Here is a 21,198-nt window from a genome sequence, read left to right as displayed (position 1 = left end):
CCGGCAGCCGATCGGAGGGCGCCGGGCGTTAACTGGTCGGTGGTTTCTTTCCGTAGAAAAGAAACGAGCTCCCCCGGTAGGACTCGAACCTACGACAAGGCGGTTAACAGCCGCCTGCTCTACCAACTGAGCTACAGGGGATTGGGGTGGTGGCTCGTGACGCGAGGGGCGCAAGACAACCGCCGAATTCCGGATAGTACTTGAAAGTTACGGCCAATTCAAGTCGCCTTTGCTGGCGACGCGACGCTTCGGCCAAACGGGCTAAACTTCCGCCGGAATGGTCAGCGTAACCGGTACGAACGGACTCGTTTCGGTCGCCTTGGCGGGAGCAAGACTGGATTCACTTTCGTCAATCCAAAACTTTCTCCAAAACCACTTGATTGCCTACCTCATTATATTCGATCAAAGACATGAAATTCCGCATCAATAGGAGCCCTCGCCCGCTGCACTTCTCCAGATTTTCATCTAGCGTGCAGTCGGGCACGTCCTGCGGATTAAAGCCCGGCCCTTCGTCCTGAACTTGAATCCAGCAACGACGGCTCGAAATCTTCGTGATCACCTGCACTCGCTTTTGTGGATCTTCGCCGTTACCGTGCTTAATCGCATTAACAACGGCTTCTTCTAAAGCCAAGTGGACGCCGAAGACGTCATCACGTGCCCAATCATGTTGATGAAGTTGATCAACGATTTCGCGAATGACAAGTTGACCATCAGCAGACGAACTCGGAATGTCGTGATTCTTCGTCCAAGTCCAGCTGTCTAGCATTTCCGCATCCTCACCTTGATCAGCCTCTCAGAAATCTCGGAAACAATCCTTCACGCACATTCCAATCGATGTGAGGCGAATCTTGGACAATCACACGGTTCGTCCAGTCGCGTTCCAACACCTAGGAATTATCACGCCGAAGCAAATGCAGCCAAGCCATCTTCCTGATCATCGCTGATGTCAAACTTTTCGTTCAACCGAGTGATTTTGAAAACATCATAGATTTCTGGGCGAATATTGGTGAGTTTCAGGTTACCCCCCGCTCTTTCCACCTTTTTGTGCAACGAGATTAACTTGCCCAAAGCAGCACTGGAAAGGAACTCGACATTCGTAAAATTCAACAGCAGATTCTTGCGATTTTCCTCTTCAACCAGCGAAAAGAGCTCTCGGCCAAGCTCCTGGATCACTAGTTCATCAAGAATCTTTCGATCAACAAATCGGACGACGGCCACGTCGTCTACATCCGTGACCTGGATACGCTGGTGGTCGGCCATGAAGGCAGCTCCTCAAATCTTGACTTCGCCACCCGCAGACCTGTTTCGGGCGACCATTGGTAAGCGGCCTATTCTAATGACTGCCAGCGGATGCAGCAAAGGGCTACTACCGAAGGTCAAGATTTGAAACACGGACAAGTCAAAACCATCACTGCCCCCACCGAAACCATTGAAAAACCCAACCAACGGGGTGGAGACACCGACATTTGACTGCTGGCTGGCGCGGCTGAGATGCTGGTTTGCCAAGTATTTTTGAAAGGATCGGAGCCAGCGTCAAAACTGTTCACAGCGTCCGCAGCAGGCCGCTTCAGCCGATTTTCCACAATTCGGGTGACTTGCTTGTTCACCACAAAGTGTTCGACACGGCGCAGCTGGACCCCCAGCGCCAGAAGGATGATTCCAATCATCAAGAGTCGCTGCCTAAGCATCTGTCTAATCCCCTTTCAAAAACCAACAACCTCTATGCGTCATATCGAGCGAGAACGTTGCCGGCTTGATGAGAGCGTAAGGAATAGGGGTTGTAGGAATCAGCGATGGCAGCGGCAGCCTCGGATTGAGTTCCATCGATCAGATGGCATTTCGGGTCTCAAGCTGGGATTTTGCCGAAAAAGTTGCCCCGATCGGATAAGTGAAAGAATGTGGTGGTTTCTCGAACCCATCAAGCCCCTTATTTTGGGCCTCGGAAAGCGTCCTGACTGGCGATCGAGCGATCAAAGAGAGTTAGCCCTATCACCTGGGGCCAATCGGAATTGCAACAGGATCACTTTTGATGTTCACTGTCGAGAGGAATTTTCCGTCAACCGACGACAATTGGAGTGCGGACCAGACCGCTGCTTGCGGATTCTTGCTGCTATTGGGGCTCAGTTCCAGCTCCTTCCAGACACCGCTGACAGCCTATCTTTAACACCAGAATCACGAGGCGAGATTTTGTCAGCCAGTAACTTGACAACATTGACGGACATCCTGCTGGCTCTACTTGTATTTGCTGGCTCAGGCATGGAAAAACTCGCCCAACAAGAGGCTACCTATCCAATGGGCGCCGAATGGTCGACGACGCTCGACCATTTTCAGCAGTACAGCGGGCAACATCAAACAAACTCGATTGATCAATGGCCAGCCGAACTCACTCAATATCAAGCGTTGATTGGCCAACTCGACTCCAGGCTCTGGGGCGTTTCGCTTTTTTCTGCTCCCGCTATTTTTTTTGCCTGCGGCCTACTGAGCCTCCTGGTACTGGCTTATGTGCTATTCGTGATTCCCAAAGCAACGATACGCTTCATCGTTTGGGTTTTGAGCAAGCTCTTCTATCGCATCACGATTCACGGTCGTGAAAACCTGCCAGAACGAGGTGGCGCATTGTTGGTTGCCAACCACGTCTCCTGGCTCGATGGTATCTTAATGATGTTGATCAGTTCGCGCCCCGTCCGCATGGTAGTTTACGACGGTAACTTCCAGAGCCGATTCATGAAGAAACTCGCTTCCATGTGGGGGGCAATCATGATTAGCGAGGGGCCCAAGTCAATCGTGCGAGCGTTGAAAACGGCCAAGGAAGCGATGAAGAACGGAGAATTGGTCGGCATCTTTCCGGAAGGTGGGATCACTCGTTCCGGCATCATGCAACCGTTTCGCCCCGGCATGCTCCGAATGGTCAAAGGCACCGATGTTCCGGTGATCCCCGTCTACTTTGATGGACTCTGGGGTAGCATCTTTAGTTTCGAACGCGGAAAATTCTTTTGGAAGGTGCCTCGTAAAATCCCCTACCCGATTTCAATCCATTTCGGCAAACCACTCGAGGGCGTGACTGATGTTCACAAAGTGCGACAAGCCGTTCAGGAATTAGGAGCATCCGCAGTGGAGACAAAGAAAGACAGCCTGGTGTCACTCCCGATGGAGATGGTTAAATCCTGCAAAAAGCGCAAGTTCAAATCGAAGGTTGCCGATTCGAGTGGCGTCGACCTGACAGGCGGATCGTTATTAATGCGAGCGTTGATTCTGAGACGTTTATTGCGCCGCTATATCCTGAAGGCCCACGAACCGAATGTTGGTATCTTACTGCCGCCGAGCGCCGGCGGTGTCGTCACCAATTTGGCACTCACACTGGACCGGCGCGTCGCGATCAACCTGAACTACACCGTCTCGTCCGATGTCATGAATCAGTGCATTCGTCAAGCGAACATCCAACACGTGCTAACCAGTCGCAAAGTCATGGAAAAGCTTCAGTTCGACATCGATGCTGAACTCATTTACCTGGATGATTACCGCGAAAAAGTCACCTTGGCCGACAAGGTGACATCGGCGTTGGCCTCTTACGTCTGTCCAAGCGGCTTGCTTTGCCGATCCTTGACCCTTGATCAATGCAAGGCGGACGATCTGCTGACCGTCATTTTCACATCGGGTTCAACCGGCATCCCCAAAGGTGTAATGCTGACCAACGCCAATATCGCCTCCAACGTCAAAGCGGTTGATCAGATCATCCACCTCACCTCCGAGGATGTCATCATCGGCATCCTTCCGTTCTTCCACTCCTTCGGCTTCACGGTTACTCTCTGGGCAGTCGTTTCTCTCGACATCAAGGGCATCTACCATTTCAATCCGTTGGATGCGCGACAAGTCGGCAAACTGTGTGGAAAACACCGAGGCACTGTCTTGCTTTCCACGCCAACTTTCTTGCGAAGTTATCTACGTCGATGTAGCAAAGAAGATTTTGCCTCGTTAGACACTGTCGTTGCCGGAGCTGAAAAACTTCCCGTTGAACTCTGTGACGCCTTCGAAAAAAAGTTTGGTGTTCGCCCCGTCGAAGGTTATGGAGCGACCGAATTATCGCCGCTGGTCTGTGTTAACATTCCACCCAGTCGCACGATGCAAGATCATCAAATCGACTTAAAAGAAGGCACTGTCGGACGTCCTCTTCCTGGTGTTTCGGCCAAAGTCGTCGATCTCGACAACGAAGCCGATTTGAGTTCAGGGCAGGCAGGCATGTTGATGATTAAAGGATCCAACGTGATGAAAGGCTACCTGAATGAACCCGACAAGACCCGCGAAGTGATCAAGAATGGCTGGTATGTCACCGGAGATATCGCAGAAATTGACGATGAAGGCTTCATTCGGATCACGGGCCGCCAGAGCCGATTCTCTAAGATTGGTGGCGAAATGGTTCCTCATCTGCGTATCGAAGAAGAGCTACAAAAAGCGATCGGCTACGACGCGGAGGACGAGGAAAGCCCTCAGATTGCAGTCACTGCAATCCCCGATGAAAGAAAAGGGGAACGGCTGATCGTCTTGCATACCCCGGTGAAACAATCCAGCGACGAATTGTGCGAAGCACTCAAACAGGAGGGTCTGCCGAATATCTTCATTCCCTCAGCAGATAGTTTTTTCACCATCGATGAAATCCCTATGCTGGGAACAGGAAAATTAGATTTGAGTGAACTCAAGCGACTGGCGGCCGAATTAGCGGTAACATAAAGTAGCCGGCATTCCATCCCTTCCAGGCATTCGCCGTTGATCCCACGAGTGGTCCATGCTTCAACTCATTCGAGTTCTGTTGTTCGTTGGCACGATCATGCAACCTCTGTCGGCAGCCCGCCCCACGGTGATCGCACATCGCGGCGCATCGGGCTATCTGCCAGAACACACTTTGGCCGCAGTCGCCGCCGCCCATGCGATGAATGCCGATTTCATCGAACAGGATCTGGTGCTGACAAGTGATCTTCATCCCATTGTGCTGCATGACATTTATCTCGATACCGTGAGTGATGTCCGCAGTAAGTTTCCGGATCGCGCCAGGAACGATGGTCGGTTTTATGCCATTGACTTCACCCTGGCTGAAATCAAAACACTGAGAATTGGTGAACGGATTGATCACCGCACGGGTCGACCGGCCTTCCCCAATCGATTCCCCACCGAGAACAAACCATTTACCATTCCCACCTTCGAAGAAGAACTCCAGATCATCCACGGGTTAAATCAAACACGTCACCGGACAATCGGCGTCTATCCCGAAATTAAATATCCAAAATGGCATCGCGATCAAGGCAAAGACATCAGTCCCATTGTGCTAAACAGCCTGGCACGATTCGGATACACCGATGCCAACGCACCCGTCTACTTGCAGTGTTTCGAGCAAGCTGAACTCATGCGAATTCGAAACGAATTAGGCTGCAAACTGAAAATTGTGCAATTGATGGGCAAGGATAAACCGGGGGAACAAACGTATTCAAAAATGCTGACTGACGAGGGTCTGCACCGGGTGGCCAGTTACGCACAGGGCATTGGCCCCGAATTGAAACAAGTGATTTCAGGGCGACGAACCGATGGAAAACCTCAGATCACTTCCCTTGTCGCTGACGCACACCGCCATCAACTACTTGTTCACCCTTACACGTTCCGGGTGGACCAGTTGCCCGACTATGTCGATGACTGGCCGACGTTAATCGACTGGTTTGTTGAGGCGCAAATTGACGGATTGTTCACCGACTTTCCCGACCGGGTCAGAGTGATCGTCGGACCATCGCAATAAATGGTTTGCACTGGCCAAATCAGCGGACGGGAACGCAATTAGCATCAGACGTGGCCCCATCCCCCACCATCCTGATGGCAAATCGCACCAATTGAATCGGCAACCCTAGGAAGGCGTCTTTACCTCCGAGGGCGTGTCGTCAGCGCGGCCCGAATCATTGGATCGAATGTGAAGATCTCGCTGCGGAAAGGGAATCTCGATCCCGGCTTCCCCAAGCCGCTTATAAATATCTCTGTGCAACTCGCTCGTGACGGGCAAACGGACATCGACATGCGGCAAGAAGACTCGCAGCGAAAAATTGAGCGAACTATCAGCAAACAAATCAAAGGTCACCGTCGGCGGGGGAGTGTCAAGCACATTAGGATTTGCACTCGCCGCTTCCAGGAGAATTTCTCGAGTTCGCTCCACATCCTCCCCATAAGCCACTCCGACCGTCACGGTCAGTCGATTCACAGAATCCGTCAAAGTCCAGTTGAGCAAGTTACCTGTAATAAACTCCTTATTGGGAACCACAAGTTCTTTCCGATCCCAATCTTGAATGGTCGTGGCGCGCATCTTGATTTGCACAACTTTTCCGGTGATGTCTCCAACGGTAACAATATCTCCTGCGCGCAACGGTCGTTCAAACAGCAGAATCAACCCGCTGACAAAGTTCGCAAAGATTTCCTGCAAACCAAACCCGAGACCAACACTCACGGCGGCAACAAGCCATTGGACCCTTTCCCACCCAAACCCCAGATAAGCGAAAGCGATCGAGATGCCACTGACAATAATTCCATATCGAACAACAGTGGTAATTGCATATCGCAACGCAGCGTCCAGTGGCAATCGCTGTAAGACACTAATCTCCAGTAACCCAGGGATATTTTTGGTCGCCGCGAAGGTCAAGAACAACACGATCAGCGATCCCAACACATCACTCAGAGTGATCCACCTGGTCGTCGTATCAGCCAAAGCTGTAGCGTTTCCATCCACCGGAACTTGTGAGATCGCAGTCTGCCAGAACCGAATTTCGTCAAGCTTCGATAAGGCGGGGAAAATATCGGACCAAATAAAATAGAGGCCCACTAATGCTGCCACCGTGCCAAACTGCTTGAGCAGCCCTCGAGTTTGCGTGCTGACAACCACAAGGTCGACTTGCTCGCCTTCCACAACGCCGCCTGTCCGTTCGGCGGGCATTTCCTCGGCCGGTTTACCTTGGCCAACGGCCGACTCCGCGAGTCGTTCTTTTGCCTGAGAAATCGCGATGGCACGTCGATTGAGTCTTAACCAACGCAAAGCCATGGCTTCCAACAGCAATAAGGCTCCGAGAAAGTAAAAAGAATCACCCAGACGGTTAACCAATTGAGCAGCCGTGTAGGTGTACCCTCCCAAAGCCAAGAAAACCAACACCAATGGCAAGATGACCAACGCGGGATACCAAAGCCGTCGAAATCGATTCATGCCCCCCGTGGGATAGCGGCGAAGGTGGCTGGTCAATATCCCATTGTGAGGCGAAAACATACGGTAGAAGAAAAAAGACAAGGCCAACAGCCCGATGATCACGGCAAGTCGCCCCAGGGAACGTTCGTGTGTGGGATCCCAGTCATCGAAAAAGCAATAGATCGTCCAACAACTTACAACCACAGGTGTGAACCAACGCAATTGCCTACGGGTCAGTTTGAGTAACGATTCGGGCCACTCAAAGTGTGCATCGCACAGCGCCCCTGGCTGAGCGAGTCCAGACCAGAGGCTCAGCCAAAAGTAAGTGTAAGCGGCGAGTCGTAAGGTGTGCGAAATGGCTTCCGCGCTCAACACAAGCGTCGATGCATCCAAATTCAAACTCAGCCAAACAACTAAAAGAGGCACGACGGCGGCACGGGCAACCGTCATCAACAACACCGAAACACTGACGTCAAATCGACAACAGCTTGGTGCTTTTGCTCGCTTTCCCAACAGTTGAATTCGTTTGGCAAACCGCCATCGATTCCAACACAGAGACAAAGCAAGCAACAAGACAAGAACTTGTGGAAAAGGTTTGCGTTTCAAACTCTGAGGCACACTGACGACAAAGGACTCCCACACGTGCCGGTCAGCCAGAGTCGAAAAGGCTTTCGCCAAGCCTCCTAGATCCGATAACTTGACTCGTCGAGAGCTGGGAATCCACAACACCCGTTCGTTGATAAATATCCGATACCGTTGCACAACATCGAGCATTGCATCCTGCGTCAGAGCGAGATCCAACAGGCGTTGCAACTGGTTATCTCGTACGGTGCGAATCCCCTGGAGGAGCTTGATGCGTTGCGCAAACAATTTATGGGTGGGTCCGACCAATGTCTTCCGCTCTTCGGCGCTGATTGGCGGCACAATCGCATCTAACGTCGTTCGTTCCTTCTGTCCTAGATCCGTGAGCTGATTTAGCCGTTCGTTGAGCTGGAACTGCTGATCTCGTAACCCAGTGATCTGCTGATCGGTTTGTCTGCGATCAATCTTGAGCTGTCTGAAATCGGGGAGATCTCGACTTTGGTTTCTCAAGATCTCACCAACCGTTGCCGTCACCCCGCCTTGAGCAGCAATCATGGCTCGTGAATTATCAAATTTCCCATCCCACTCGATACGCTGATGGTCGACCTTGTCAATGCTCTGATTGGTGCTGGTAATTTCGTCGACCAGCTTCTTCCATTCCTTCACAAAATCAACGTTTTCTTTCGCCAAGGATTTCAGTTGATCGGGAACATTTTCGACCATCTGCAACGCTTCCGCACGTTCTTGGCCCACATCGCTATTCTGTTTCCATGCAGCGGCTTTTTGCCAGATTTTCAGTTCCTGTTCAGTCAACGCGACACGTTGCTTCGCAACTTCAATTTGGATAGGCAACAGGTCGTTCGATGCATCGTAGTAGGCAGCTTCGTTCTTGAGCGCGTCCAATTGCAAATTTGCATTCGCTCGCTTAATGTCACTCAATACACGCTTCGCAGCTACCAAATCGGCTGAGTCACCGGGCAATTTATCCCGGGCCTTACTGTCCAAATCACTGATCTTGCTGGCCAGCGAGACTTGGAGCCGGGGGATCTCCAAACGACGATCCGCGCGGCGTTCCGGCTCATCATCAATCCGGTCGAGATCCTTACCCGCCTGCTGTGACTCGAGGGTTTTCTTCTGAACCTCCAACATCAAGTCATTCAAAGGTTTTCCCGAGGTCTCGATGTCGGGCCCCTTTTTGAGATCGCCAAGCTGTTTCTCTGCCTTCTTTTGCTCCTGAGTGATCTGGCTGAGCAATTCGGAAAATTGGTCTCGTTTGGCCATTAGTGACTTTTGAGCATCCAGATCACTGAGCGCCTGGTTGTAGACATTTACAATCTCAGTTCGTTGAGCCTCGCTGAGATTCTCCTTGCTTGCCACCTCCTTGGTTCGCTGTTGCAACACCGCTGGCGTCGGCAAAGCCGCGCGCGTCGCAACTCCAGGCGGTTGAGCAATCGCTGATAAGCCTCCCAAGAAAAGGGACAGCAGAAGAGAGAGCGTTCCAAGATTTCTTCCTGATCGTTGATTCATCATTTCTGGAGTGTACGAAATACGGCCCCGATGAAGTAAGTAGGCGTGATCGGATCAAACCGACCTCAAAAAACCACCTAATTTTCTGACCATTTCGAGGCGCCGTGTATCCACACCTATTCCACGCTATACTAGGCCGCTCGTAAATTTATTCTCACGTGTAGAGGAAACATTCGATGGGAAAATATGCTCTGCTTACCTTGGTGGCATTAACGCTGGCAGGCTGCGGCAAGAACGACGGATCTTCGGCGAACGGCCAGGAAAAAGGTGTGATTCTCTTACGCTACAGTCCAGGCAGTGAAAGTACCGAACAACGTGAGCAAGGCTTCATGGAGACGATGAAGAGCGATTACCCAGAAATCGCCATCATTTCGGATGAATACGCGGGCATCAGCGCCTCGTCATCGCTGGAAAAGTCTCAACAGCTGATCCTCAAATTCGGACCGCAAATCAGCGGCGTGTTTGCGGTCAATGAGTCGAGTGCAGACGGTATGTTCACCGCCTTGGAAGAGAACAACCTGTTAGACCAAGTTCAATTAATCGGTTTCGACCCCAATGAACGGATGGTAAAAGCCCTCAGTGAAAACAAAATGGAAGGGATTGTGCTCCAGGATCCCGTCAAAATGGGCTACCTTGCCGTGAAAACCATCTACGATCACCTGGAGGGCAAGCAGGTGGAAAAGCGAGTCCCGACCGGCGAAGTCGTGGCAACACCGGAAAACATGAAAGAAGCAAAAATGGCTGCGTTGCTGACACCCGAGCAATTTTCAGGGGCGGACTTGGAGCCGACAGAGGTAAAATACAGCATCGCAGTGATCCCCAAAGGAACCTCCCACGAATTCTGGAAGTCGGTCCACGCCGGGGCTCATCAAGCCGCTCAAGAATTAAAAAACGTGCGAATTCTTTGGAAAGGTCCCATTCGTGAGGATGACGCGGATGGTCAAATCGATGTGATGCGAGATTTCGTCACCAAAAAGGTCGACGGCATCTGCCTTGCTCCGTTGGATTCACAGGCTCTGTTGGAAGTCGTCAAGGAAGCGAATTCCTCTGGCATTCCCACGGTTGTTTTCGATAGTAATCTGGTCCCCAACGACGCGCAGATCAGTTACGTGGCCACCGACAATTTTCAAGGTGGTGCAAAAGCGGCTCACCGTATGGCAGAGCTGCTCAAGGTCGCCAAATAGGCACGAAATACGTCAAAGGGATTTCGTGACAGAAGCGAGCGATCACCCCCTGCTGCAGATGCGCTCCATCAGCAAAAGCTTTGGAGCTACTCGTGCCTTGCGCGATGTGAGTTTCACAGCTCGAGCAGGACGCGTGTTGGCACTGATCGGCGAAAACGGCGCCGGTAAAAGCACGCTGATGAAAATTCTCAGCGGTGCACATCAACCCGATTCAGGTGAGATGAAACTGAATCAAGAGCCCTATCAGCCCACCGGCCCTCAAGCCGCGCGGCGGGCCGGCGTGGCGATGATTTACCAAGAGCTGAATTTAGCACCCGATCTTTCGGTCGCCGATAATATTATGCTCGGCTGCGAGATTCACCGGGGGGGCCTCCTGAATCGAAAGCAGCAGTATCAGCGAGTGCGATCTGCCTTGCAGACGCTTGGCCACGAGAACCTGAACCTCAACACACCTGTGCGAGAGCTGTCGGTCGGCATGCAACAACTGGTCGAAGTGGCGCGGGCCCTGGTCCTCAACGCCCGCGTGATCGTATTCGATGAACCCACCAGCTCGCTGACACAACAAGATGTACGTCGCTTGTTCGAAGTCATTAAACGACTGAAGACAGCCGGTCACGCAATCGTCTACATCAGCCACTTTCTGGAAGAAGTCCGCGAAGTGGGTGATGACTACACGGTGCTTCGAGATGGCCAAGTGGCCGGAAATGGGCAGCTTGCCGGCGTGACAGAATTGCAGCTAGTCTCGCTGATGGTTGGTCGCAGTGTTGATGAATTGTTTCCCGCGGTGGAACATCAATCGGGAGATGTGCTGTTGTCCTTGCGAAAATTAGCCGGCGAAAAACTCCCCAGAAACATTTCGTTCGATTTGTGTCGTGGTGAAATCTTGGGAATCGCAGGGCTAGTCGGAGCCGGAAGAAGTGAATTGCTGCGAACGCTATTTGCCTTGGATCCGATTCGTCATGGAGACGTCCAGATCGCAGGTCAACAGCCCAAGCATTCTCCAGCAGGAAGAATTCGTGCGGGCATGGGATATGTCTCCGAAGATCGCAAGACCGAAGGACTGGCGCAAGTTCGCAGTATCGCCGACAATATTTCACTAAGCCGCCTTGCCCCTTATACGACAGTAGGCTGGGTGAACCTCTCAGCACGTCGCGATGCGGTGCACGAATGGATGAAACGACTAGAAATCAAAGCATTCTCGCCCGAGCAAGAGGTTCAGTCCTTGTCAGGCGGCAATCAACAGAAGGTCGCGATTGCCCGAGTCCTACATCAAGATGCCGACATTCTGTTATTAGACGAGCCCACCCGAGGAATTGATGTAGGAACGAAATCTCAGATCTATCGTTTGATTGGCGAACAGGCGGCAACAGGAAAAGCAGTCATCTTCGTTAGCTCGTACCTGCCGGAACTGTTGGCCGTTTGTGATCGCATCGCCGTGATGTCACGGGGCGAGATCAAAGAAATTCGCGCCGCAGAAGACTGGACCGAAGAATCGGCATTGGCAGTTGCTGTCAGTTAAAGAGGAAGATCAAGCATGAATTCAACTCCACCCAAATCCCTGCCACAACCACCAGCCTATGTAAAACTGATTCAGGTTCTCGGTCCGCTGCTGGCTTTGGTCGCAGTGGTGGGCGTATTCGGAATTGCGGACAGTCTCCAGAACGGAGGCGGCACCTTTCTGACGCCGCGAAACTTTCAAGTCATTCTCGCACAGACTGCAGTGATCGCGGTCGCTGCCCTGGGAATGACTTTGATCATCGTTTCGGGCGGCATCGATTTATCTGCCGGCACCGGACTAATCCTTTCCGCCACCGTACTGGCCTGGGCCTTGGACAATGGGTATTCCGCCTACCTCGCCGTAGGATTGTGCCTGCTGGTGGGCTGTCTGTGCGGTCTGTTGAACGGCGTATTGATCAGCGTGCTAAAAATTGTACCGTTCATTGTGACACTAGGAACGATGACGATCTTTTTGGGATTGGCCAAGTACATGGCCGATGAAACGACCGTGCGTCCGCCACTGGACTCGGTGCCAAATTGGCTCGGCAACTTGGTAAGCCTCAACGTAGCCTCCCTTTGGCTCGGGTTGTCAACAGGCGTGTGGCTTGCGTTGTTTCTTGCTCTCATCGTTGCACTCGTCTTACGATTCACGGTCTTTGGCCGATATGTATTTGCCCTGGGATCCAATGAAGCCACGGCACGACTCTGCGGCATTAACGTACCACTGGTGAAAATCTCCATTTACAGCCTGGCCGGCCTATTCGTTGGCACCGCAGGTCTGTACCAATTCGCCAAATTAAATAGCGCCAATCCAACCACCGGACTCGGTATGGAATTACGAATCATCGCTGCGGTGGTGATTGGAGGTGGCAGCCTCAACGGCGGACAAGGCTCCGTACTCGGTACGATCGTTGGCGCTTTGATTATGGGCGTCATCTACAGTGGCTGTACCCAACTCGAACTTCGCAATTTGACGACTGACATTTTGATCGGTGTGATCATTATTGCGGCAGTCACGCTCGACCAAATCCGACATCGCCGCTTTGCCAGCTGAGTGGCTATCGCCGAAGTCGTTGGCACGTACTCGCTTTCTACAGAATCCTCTCCAAATCAAAGCATTTTCTTGGTAATGCGAGCTTCAACCCATTACGATGGCGCCGCACTTCAAAATGTTTTTTCAAACACAAGTGGTTTCTGAAAATTGTGAGAAGATCATGACCGCACCTTTCCGAATTAGTGTCTTGTTTTCCTTTTTCCTTCTGGCACCCGCGGGCATGGTGACCGGCCAAATAGCTGATCTTGAGCAACACTACCCATTCAACACAGAAGACGATTTTCTGCTAGATATTTCCGACAATGGTCGCGACGCCGAACTCGATGACCTGGGTGGGGTGGCATGGATGATGGACGAGGAACGCGGTGGCGTGATGGAGTTTCCTGGTTCGACGAATGGATTTTTGTCGGCTGAATTGCCGGAAGACGGACTGCCCGGCGACAACTTCACAATCACCTTCTGGGCTTATCGTGATCTGGATCTCTGCTGTGGAGATGGCGGTGCCAACGACGGCATGTTCCAAGTTCAGTTTGACCCCGCGTTTCCTTCCACCGGTGGAAAAGTAATCGGTGGCTGGGTGCAAAAGTCCGACGCGACGGTTTGGGGGCGTGTCATTCAGGAAGACGGTACTAATATCAATCAGGAAAAGGGAATCTACTTTATGGACGATGAAGAGTGGACCCATTTTGCCTACCGCGGTGATGGCGATGACTTTGAAGTCATCATCAATGGTGAAGCAGGCGAGGGTCCGGTCGTCGCATACGACGGAACGCTGGACTTTCACGATGCCATCTTCATGGGTCGTCAAGGTACGGAAACCTGGGGAGGCCGCCTAGACGACTTTCAAATCTACAGCCGGGCTTTGAGCGACGCAGAAATCCTGCTCACCATGAATAACACAGTTGAAACCCTGCCGGGTGATTTCAATCTGAATACAGTTCTCGATGCAGAGGACATGGATCTGCTTTCGGACGCGGTTCGCGCCGGTACAAACAGCCCTGACTTCGATCTCGACAATGACAATCTTGTCAACGAAGAAGACCGCCGCGTCTGGATCGAAGATTTGAACAATAGCTACTATGGCGATTCCGATCTGAACGGCGTTTTTGATAGTAGCGACTTTGTCAAAGTTTTCACGGCCGGCGAATACGAAGATGCAACCCCCGAGAATTCAGGTTGGGAAACGGGCGATTGGAACGGCGATCGAGATTTCACTTCCAGCGATTTCGTAACCGCTTTCCAAGGTGCCGGATTCGAAGCCGGTCCGCGTCTGGCCGTGGCGACCGTGCCTGAACCGTCTTCGCTGTCGCTGCTACTGTTCGGTGGACTCCTGTTGATACGACGTCGACAGAGCTAGTCAACAGAGCGGCGAGAATTTGTCAAAACGATCCCGATTGTGGCAGCAACGCGGCCACAATTTCGTGGGACCGCGTTAGCTTTCCGGATCAAACGGCGTCGAACGATCACAAACATCTTCGTAGGTGATCGGCCCGCTGGGGCTCGCCAACGCCTCGTCAACCGTGTCAAAAATCTGAAAGACCGTATCGTCCAAACGTAACGTTTTGAAAATCGACCTCAGCGTTTCGCTCATCCCTGCCAGCTTCAACTTACTGCCTCGGCTAGCCATCCGGCTGTTCACGTACAAAAAACACGAAATCACCCAAGTGCCGACGATCTTTACATTACAAAAATCAAGCACGAGGACGTCGGGCGACGAGTCATCAATAATCTTCAATAACTCCAGTTTGAGTAGTTCAGCGGACGTTTCACCTTGCAGATGTGAATCAACGATCTGTGCCACCAAGGCGTTTTCGTGCACATCAACGACGAAAAATCGGTAGAGCTGCTCTTCGTCAGCCATGCGAGATTCCCCTGTAGGCTAGAGATCGACCGGTCGGCTACTAAGACGATACCAGTCCGGCTGTAATGTGTAAGGGGTAAAACGATTTGTATCGCAAAGTCCATGCGGATTGCGTCTCTGACATCGATTCGTGATCCACAAAAGCGACCGGATTTACGTTAGTTGTTCATCAAGAACGGTTTGTCCTTCATTTGGCGATCAACTTATTCTCAGCTCGCGAAGATCGTACATTGGCTTCGAGCAAAGGAGTTTGTCGATACTGGCTGACGAGAAAGCTATTCCCGAAGTTATTTTGCACGGACGCTAACCATTTCAACAGACGCTAACCATTTCAACAGACACTAACCATTTCAACAGACGCTAACCATGAAAACGAACAATCTGCCCGAACTACCACGTTTATCTATCTATCATTTGATGTTATGGGTTTTTTGTACGGCTGCCTATCTGGTCATGGTTCAGTTCCTTCATGAATTGCGGCCTCCTACATCTCCCGCATTCGCAGAATTGCGCCGCCCAACGGAAATCATTGCGGCACTCATCGCCGGCACTTGCATCGCGGGAGTGATCACCTTAGCCCAATCGTGGTGGCTCGGTCGAAACCCCGCCATCTCAGCAGCCGGTCATTGGTTGATGATCATCGAGGTTTTTCACCTCCTCGTTTACAATCCGATATTCGCGACCGGAATTCACGTTCTCCACACAAGCATTCATCAATTGTTGCTTGGTACGCTTTGTTTTATTCCAACCGCTATGGCTGCCCGAGCGGCATACCACATTCCTACAATCCGTTGGAAACTTCCCTTCCTGCTCTACATTTTGGAGTGGGCGGGAATGGGGATCAATTTCTTGATGATCTCTTGGGGGCTGATGCCTTTGTGGCTTGGCTTTGGCTTCTTCTTACAGTTGATTCCTCTGCTGCTGATGCTGAGTGTCGCACTGGCGGCATCGTACGATCTGATCGCTGGCGAAAAACGCGACTGGCTCCATTGGACGGGCGTCACCACGATCCTCGCTGAGGTCATTCAGATCGTACTTTGGCGAATCGCGATCTAAAAAAACTGCTCTATTCCGTCGCAAAGCCACGATTTTTTTTCAACCAAGCGGGTCTTGCCGGGAGTCGAATCTGCGAGATCACACACGACCGGTTAATCATCGTTGCCTACTTCACCACCAAAATCACGAAAGACGACAACCACATGGTGGGTCAATATCTCGACGAGCGAATCATCGGTTGCAACAATTTTCGCATCGGCGCCCAGGTCACCACAGTTGGCAGCAAGCACGATGGCGGCCAAAACATGCTGAACATCGACTGGCAAGTCGTTCGCTTTCTCTAACCGCAAGGCCAGATCAAACAGCACGTCGTTCAAAGCCGGATCGACGGTCGCCAGCCCTGAATTTGTCAGCTGGATCCCCTCCACAATCTGTCGACTTCCCATCGATCCATCCAAGCTCGGTGTGATTCGTCCAACGGCCAACTCAGTGTGATTCGTCCAACGACTAAGTCGTCCAACGATAGTTACTTTGCTGCTGAAACCCCTGAATGCGGATCACTCCGTCGGCTGCCAAACTCATCAACGAGCAGCCGCTTTTATCCAGTCCGGAGCCTTCCACCATGGCGCGCAACGTGCAGTAGTGAATCCCACCGATTTCACGGTAGTCATTTTCATGGCTATGGCCTTGAAAGACCGCCCGCACCTTACCTGACTTTTCAAGAATCTTCCGCACGGCAACAGCGTTGCGCACCGCATAATGATTCATCAAATCAAGCCGTTGGTGGGTAAACACAATCACTGGCTTCGAGGTGGTTTGCAATTCTGCTTGAAGCCATTCTAGTTCTTCCGCCGGAATGTTTGCATCGGTCCACTCGAAATTATTACGGCCATAGGACTGCCCATCGCCGCGAAAACAGGCGTCTAATACCAAAAAGTGATAACCACCTTTCTCAAAGCCGTAGTATGACTTTTCACGTTCCACTTCGCCCAGAAACTCATTCTTGGTCAGCGTCGAAACACAGTGGTTGCCCAGGACATAATGACGTTCGTTGGAAATCTGGGAATACAAACGATTAATTCGTTTCAGAAAACCCTGCTCCTCACTTACCGTATCGGCCGCATCGATGAGATCACCAAGTTCCACGATGAAGGCCGGATCATGCTGTTGCAACTCGCTAGCAGCCGCAGTCAACTTATCGAGTGATTCCCGATAGCATCGACTTCCAGCGGTCGGTTTATCAGCATAGTGCAGGTCGGTGACCAATCCGATCTTTAAGATTGGCTGAACAGCTTCCTCAGCAAAAACAGCATCGAGAGCAGGAGCCGTCATCAGCAACAATACTCCATTCTGAATGAATGCCCGACGCCCCACCGGCAGTCGTGGCAACCGACTCAATTCAGCTTCCAGCATCGAACTTATCCTTTCGATTGCCCAACCCAGCGAACATCCCAATGGCGAACATCCCAATGACTGGCCTCTCATTCTACTGCGGCCGGGCCGATCAGAAAAACGAAAGCTGCAAAATCGTCGAAATATCAACGATCGGTCGGAATGGATCGGCCGCTCAGTTTCTGCGAGTAGCGTGCGACGTCAGGCCGAATCCCTGTTGAGACGACCGCCGAAACGTCGATCTTCGATGGAAAGACAAACGGCTGAGTGACACTTCCATCCGACGAAACCCGATAGTAGCTTGCTCGACGTGGATCCCGGGAGTTCATTCCTGCCAGATTCATGACCGGCGCACCCTGATGACTCGATCTCAGATCAGAATTTGACACTACCAATCCCGGTTGATACCGTTCTGACTTGGCTAACACGGGAGCAATATAGTCGCGTGCGAAGGGCGACTTAGCAGGTCCCCAGTGGCCACCAAGATTTCCCGCCAGTAACATTTCGGGACGGAACGGTATTTGATGGAGTCGCGGGCCGTCACCGACCGACTCGGGAGAATACGACCAGAAACCAACCGCACCGGCCCCCGGCATCCAACGGCCATCGATGTTGCCACCCACCAACGTTCCGGCAAGCAAAATAACGTCTAATGGCGAGTAGTAATTCCAAATCCCAGCCTCGGTGTGCTGCAATGCCCGGCGGACGTCATAGGTCGGAGAAACCGCTGCGCTAAGCATGACCGTACTCGTAACCTTGCGATTTGTCGGCAAAGACTCGAGCGTCCACAACAAAACACCACAGCCTCCCGACTGTGCGACAAGATGCACAGGGCGACCAGGATAGCGTTCCTGATACGCAACGATTTTTCCGGCCAATTGTTTGGCCTTACGTTGATTGGCACGTTTTGTATAGAGGTGAAGAGGCAACAGTAGCGGTACGCCCGTTGTCCAATCGTGCACCTCAATTGCCGTCTCGAGACCGGAATCGGCGATTCCTTGAGCAATGTTCGAATTTGCGATACTGGGACCATCAATTCCCGGCAAGACAATCGTGTAGCCCTGTTCGAGCCGATCCTGTTGGGTCAGATTGTCAAAGTTCGCGCAGCCAATCATGCTGCTACACAACCCCATCAGCACAATTTCCTTCATCGCGGGAAACGGAGCAGCGCGCATGGCAACTCTCTTGGGGACAAGATTTTTGATCGTGCTAGGAGGTAGGCGATCTAGCACACCGATCGCCAGTTGGGATCGACCGGCGACAACTTAACGCGGGAACCGCATGCCTTTTTTTCATCGGCAGCATGTGGCTGCCAACGTCGAATTTTTTCTTTTCGATGGCAACGCTATCAACAGCAGTAATTCAAAAGGTGGCAATTGGATTTAAGGGAGATCCGGTCCCGCCCTTCACGGGAATAGGAGCAGCTTGAATCAGAAAGTCCCATCGTTGAAACCGTTCCGCGGTTTCTCCCAACGCTTCCAAATCGCAATTGTCAAAAATGTGAATTCCCATCGCATGCAACACCAACAAATGAACCGGGTGACTGACGCCAGGGATTCCCGAAGGCAGGACGTCACTTGCCGCATCGCTGCCAATCATGGCCACATCGCGTTTCTTCAGCCAGCGAGCACAAGAGGCGTGCAGCCCAGCAGAACCTTCCTTTGCCACATCCCAAGCTCCCAACGCATCACGCCGGGCCCAGCGGCCTGTGCGGATAAACACGACATCCCCCGGCTGCACGGTAATCCCAGCTCGATTCTCCCACGCTTCGAGTTCTTCCGGATAGATCGGCGTCGAAGGTTCCAGATAGTCGAGCCCGCGAAGCCGTGGAATATCGACCAGGATTCCTCGGCTAAAAATTCCGTTCTTCAGATTATGGATCGAAAGTTTCTGGGCACCCTCTTTTGTGATTTCATCGCGGGAAAAACCGTTGTACATCTTGCCACGAAAAAAAAGGTGGCAAAGCGAATCCATATGCGTATGCGCATATCCGTGATAGGAGACGCGAAACTCGTCAACACTCCACTGCCCTTTCGTCCCGCGTCCAAAGGTCAACATTTGATGACCAAACGGATTTGGATTATCAGGAGCTTGGGTTGTTTCGGCCTGCCGCGCGAGCGAAACAGATTCCCCCACCTTCACCAGCTGAGCGGCTTGTCGACGCTTCTCGGCGGTAATTAGATTAATCGCACCCAGCTGATCGTCCTTGCCCCAGCGGCCCCAGTTTGAAACTTCGTCAATCAGTTCGAGAACATCTTGTTCCGTCATCGGTCGCTGGCTTTGAGCGGATGTAGATTGCAACATCGATTGCTGTATGAACAGACCGCCGATCAACATCGGCATCGCCCAATAAGCCTTCACTCGCAAATTATTCACAATCGTTCCTTTGCTATTTCAATCCGCAGAGCTGCTCTATCTGTTGGAAAGCCGTTAAAAAAAAAATCAGCTGGGAACGAGATTCTGACAAGTCAGCGGTGGACAGAACTCGTTCTCGACGATCACAATGTAGACAACAGGCGAAACGAACGCGACTTTGAGCTGCCCCACACCGGCTGCCAATGTCCGGCAAACGCGGGAATTTGTCGAGTCCGCTTATTCCGAATTTCTTTCCGCAATTCGACTGGTGGATCTGTTCAAGCAAAACGCCTTACCCTTCATCCACAGGAAGTGTATCGGAGCTGACAATCGCCGATGACGAAATCAATCCAGCCGGACCTTGATCAAAATCCTTATTTACTCCTGACGCCGGGGCCTCTGTCGACAAGTCGCACGGTTCGTCGAGCCATGCTTCGTGATTGGTGCACATGGGATGACGACTACAACCGAGGCGTGGTCGAAGTCATCCGACGCAAACTCGTGAATCTCGCCACCAGCACTGCGGATGCGCAGCAAAGCTACACAGCGGTTTTGATGCAAGGGAGTGGCACGTTCGCGGTCGAGTCCGTGATCGGCAGTATTATCCCGGCTGACGGAAAACTTCTTGTCTTGTCCAATGGCGCCTACGGGCAGCGTATTGGGCAGATCGCCAACGCACTGAAGATTGATCACACGATCCAAAAAGACAGCGAAACGGAAGCCTTACAGCTTGATTTACTTGAGCAACATTTGATGAAGGATTCGGATTTGACTCACGTCGCTGTCGTCCATGGAGAAACGACCACTGGCATGCTGAATCCGATCGAAAAAATCGGTCAGATGGTCAAAGCACACGGTAAGACTTTCATCGTGGACGCGATGAGCACGTTTGGTGGTGTCCCAATCGACATCCAAAAACTTTCGATCGATTACATCATCAGCAGTGCCAATAAATGCATTCAAGGTGTACCTGGTTTTGGCTTCATTGTGGCCAAACGCGATCAGCTGCAAACCACTCAAGGCTGGGCCCGATCACTTTCACTTGATCTCTACGATCAGTGGTCGACGATGGAGTCGAACCACGGAAAATGGAGATTCACCTCACCCACCCACACCGTTCGCGCCTTCGCGCAAGCACTGACTGAATTGGAATCAGAGGGCGGTGTTGTCGCACGCCATGCCCGCTACACTCAAAATCAGAAAACGCTCGTCGAAGGCATGACTCGTATTGGCTTTCGAACGGTACTCGCCTTAGAACATCAATCACCCATCATCACGGCTTTTCATTCGCCCCAATCGCCGAACTTCAACTTCCTTGACTTCTACACCGAACTAAAGGAACAAGGATTCGTTATCTATCCGGGTAAGGTGACCAACATTGAGTCGTTCCGCATTGGCACCATTGGCGAAGTTTATCCGGATGACATTGAGCGATTGCTCAAAGCGATCGAAAAAACCAATCCTCTTTAAATCCCGCGGGCCTCTTTAAATCCCGCGGGCCACGATCGTCCGCCTTGCCCCGACGCCACGCGATTGGAAGGCGATGCCA

At 51.9% G+C, this 21,198-nt stretch carries 16 protein-coding genes and 1 tRNA gene; 8 read left to right on the top strand and 9 right to left on the bottom strand.

The features are described 5' to 3' along the window. Nucleotides 1–68 precede the first annotated feature (68 nt). The 3 genes from P8N76_10890 to P8N76_10880 form a co-directional block, all read right to left on the bottom strand. Nucleotides 69–141 (bottom strand) — tRNA-Asn (locus tag P8N76_10890). Nucleotides 142–349: 208 nt separating this feature from the next. Further along, the gene (locus P8N76_10885; GenBank protein ID MDG2382169.1) at nt 350–766 is read right to left on the bottom strand and encodes an ATP-binding protein; all 417 of its coding nucleotides are present in this window, start codon (nt 764–766) and stop codon (nt 350–352) included. A gap of 131 nt (nt 767–897) precedes the next feature. Beyond that, nucleotides 898–1,260, bottom strand: coding sequence for an STAS domain-containing protein (locus P8N76_10880; protein ID MDG2382168.1), 363 nt, complete (start codon nt 1,258–1,260; stop codon nt 898–900). A gap of 927 nt (nt 1,261–2,187) precedes the next feature. Here P8N76_10880 and P8N76_10875 point away from each other — a divergent pair. Then, entirely contained in the window at nt 2,188–4,725 is a 2,538-nt protein-coding gene (locus P8N76_10875; GenBank protein ID MDG2382167.1) for an AMP-binding protein, read from the top strand. Nucleotides 4,726–4,780: 55 nt separating this feature from the next. After that, nucleotides 4,781–5,779: a glycerophosphodiester phosphodiesterase gene (gene glpQ / locus P8N76_10870; protein MDG2382166.1), complete on the top strand. Its 999-nt coding sequence runs from the start codon at nt 4,781–4,783 to the stop codon at nt 5,777–5,779. Between the two features lie 105 nt (nt 5,780–5,884). On the opposite strand, the gene P8N76_10865 is transcribed toward glpQ, so the two are convergent. Further along, nucleotides 5,885–9,313, bottom strand: coding sequence for a mechanosensitive ion channel (locus P8N76_10865; GenBank protein ID MDG2382165.1), 3,429 nt, complete (start codon nt 9,311–9,313; stop codon nt 5,885–5,887). A gap of 173 nt (nt 9,314–9,486) precedes the next feature. On the opposite strand from P8N76_10865, the gene P8N76_10860 reads away from it, so the two are divergent. The 4 genes from P8N76_10860 (at nt 9,487) to P8N76_10845 (ending at nt 14,402) form a co-directional block, all read left to right on the top strand. Next, nucleotides 9,487–10,494 (top strand): substrate-binding domain-containing protein, encoded by a 1,008-nt coding sequence (locus P8N76_10860; protein ID MDG2382164.1) that lies wholly within the window; start codon nt 9,487–9,489, stop codon nt 10,492–10,494. Nucleotides 10,495–10,519: 25 nt separating this feature from the next. Then, on the top strand, nt 10,520–12,013 hold the full coding sequence (locus tag P8N76_10855) for a sugar ABC transporter ATP-binding protein (protein ID MDG2382163.1): 1,494 nt from the start codon (nt 10,520–10,522) through the stop codon (nt 12,011–12,013). A 15-nt stretch (nt 12,014–12,028) separates the two neighbouring features. Next, the gene (locus P8N76_10850; GenBank protein ID MDG2382162.1) at nt 12,029–13,045 is read left to right on the top strand and encodes an ABC transporter permease; all 1,017 of its coding nucleotides are present in this window, start codon (nt 12,029–12,031) and stop codon (nt 13,043–13,045) included. A gap of 160 nt (nt 13,046–13,205) precedes the next feature. After that, nucleotides 13,206–14,402, top strand: a complete 1,197-nt coding sequence (locus P8N76_10845) for a PEP-CTERM sorting domain-containing protein (protein MDG2382161.1) — start codon at nt 13,206–13,208, stop codon at nt 14,400–14,402. 75 nt (nt 14,403–14,477) lie between these two features. Here P8N76_10845 and P8N76_10840 read toward each other — a convergent pair whose 3' ends face one another. After that, a complete protein-coding gene (locus P8N76_10840; GenBank protein ID MDG2382160.1) occupies nt 14,478–14,906 on the bottom strand; it encodes an STAS domain-containing protein in 429 nt (142 codons plus the stop codon). A gap of 366 nt (nt 14,907–15,272) precedes the next feature. On the opposite strand from P8N76_10840, the gene P8N76_10835 reads away from it, so the two are divergent. Beyond that, the gene (locus P8N76_10835) at nt 15,273–15,962 is read left to right on the top strand and encodes a hypothetical protein (protein ID MDG2382159.1); all 690 of its coding nucleotides are present in this window, start codon (nt 15,273–15,275) and stop codon (nt 15,960–15,962) included. A 92-nt stretch (nt 15,963–16,054) separates the two neighbouring features. Here the strand turns inward: P8N76_10835 and P8N76_10830 are convergent, their stop codons facing one another. The 4 genes from P8N76_10830 to P8N76_10815 form a co-directional block, all read right to left on the bottom strand. Beyond that, entirely contained in the window at nt 16,055–16,348 is a 294-nt protein-coding gene (locus tag P8N76_10830; GenBank protein MDG2382158.1) for a hypothetical protein, read from the bottom strand. A 61-nt stretch (nt 16,349–16,409) separates the two neighbouring features. Continuing rightward, complete coding sequence (locus tag P8N76_10825; GenBank protein ID MDG2382157.1) at nt 16,410–17,315, bottom strand: metallophosphoesterase; 906 nt, start codon at nt 17,313–17,315, stop codon at nt 16,410–16,412. A 125-nt stretch (nt 17,316–17,440) separates the two neighbouring features. Then, entirely contained in the window at nt 17,441–18,469 is a 1,029-nt protein-coding gene (locus P8N76_10820; protein MDG2382156.1) for a hypothetical protein, read from the bottom strand. 187 nt (nt 18,470–18,656) lie between these two features. Further along, complete coding sequence (locus tag P8N76_10815) at nt 18,657–19,670, bottom strand: cyclase family protein (protein MDG2382155.1); 1,014 nt, start codon at nt 19,668–19,670, stop codon at nt 18,657–18,659. A 315-nt stretch (nt 19,671–19,985) separates the two neighbouring features. Between P8N76_10815 and phnW the strand changes: the two genes are divergently transcribed. After that, nucleotides 19,986–21,119, top strand: a complete 1,134-nt coding sequence (gene phnW, locus P8N76_10810) for a 2-aminoethylphosphonate--pyruvate transaminase (GenBank protein ID MDG2382154.1) — start codon at nt 19,986–19,988, stop codon at nt 21,117–21,119. Nucleotides 21,120–21,198: the final 79 nt, after the last annotated feature.

It is taken from the genome of Pirellulaceae bacterium, assembly GCA_029243025.1.
Classification (GTDB): Bacteria; Planctomycetota; Planctomycetia; order Pirellulales; family Pirellulaceae.
Note: the sequence above shows the minus strand (reverse complement) of the source record. Positions and strands in the feature narration are given on the sequence as shown.

Coding starts and splice junctions, on each gene's coding strand:
- P8N76_10820 (MDG2382156.1), bottom strand. CDS start 18,469: ATGCGCGCTGCTCCGTTTCCCGCGATGAAGGAAATTGTGCTGATGGGG.
- P8N76_10840 (MDG2382160.1), bottom strand. CDS start 14,906: ATGGCTGACGAAGAGCAGCTCTACCGATTTTTCGTCGTTGATGTGCAC.
- P8N76_10885 (MDG2382169.1), bottom strand. CDS start 766: ATGCTAGACAGCTGGACTTGGACGAAGAATCACGACATTCCGAGTTCG.
- P8N76_10850 (MDG2382162.1), top strand. CDS start 12,029: ATGAATTCAACTCCACCCAAATCCCTGCCACAACCACCAGCCTATGTA.
- P8N76_10880 (MDG2382168.1), bottom strand. CDS start 1,260: ATGGCCGACCACCAGCGTATCCAGGTCACGGATGTAGACGACGTGGCC.
- P8N76_10830 (MDG2382158.1), bottom strand. CDS start 16,348: ATGGGAAGTCGACAGATTGTGGAGGGGATCCAGCTGACAAATTCAGGG.
- P8N76_10845 (MDG2382161.1), top strand. CDS start 13,206: ATGACCGCACCTTTCCGAATTAGTGTCTTGTTTTCCTTTTTCCTTCTG.
- phnW (MDG2382154.1), top strand. CDS start 19,986: ATGACGAAATCAATCCAGCCGGACCTTGATCAAAATCCTTATTTACTC.
- P8N76_10825 (MDG2382157.1), bottom strand. CDS start 17,315: ATGCTGGAAGCTGAATTGAGTCGGTTGCCACGACTGCCGGTGGGGCGT.
- P8N76_10860 (MDG2382164.1), top strand. CDS start 9,487: ATGGGAAAATATGCTCTGCTTACCTTGGTGGCATTAACGCTGGCAGGC.
- glpQ (MDG2382166.1), top strand. CDS start 4,781: ATGCTTCAACTCATTCGAGTTCTGTTGTTCGTTGGCACGATCATGCAA.
- P8N76_10865 (MDG2382165.1), bottom strand. CDS start 9,313: ATGATGAATCAACGATCAGGAAGAAATCTTGGAACGCTCTCTCTTCTG.
- P8N76_10835 (MDG2382159.1), top strand. CDS start 15,273: ATGAAAACGAACAATCTGCCCGAACTACCACGTTTATCTATCTATCAT.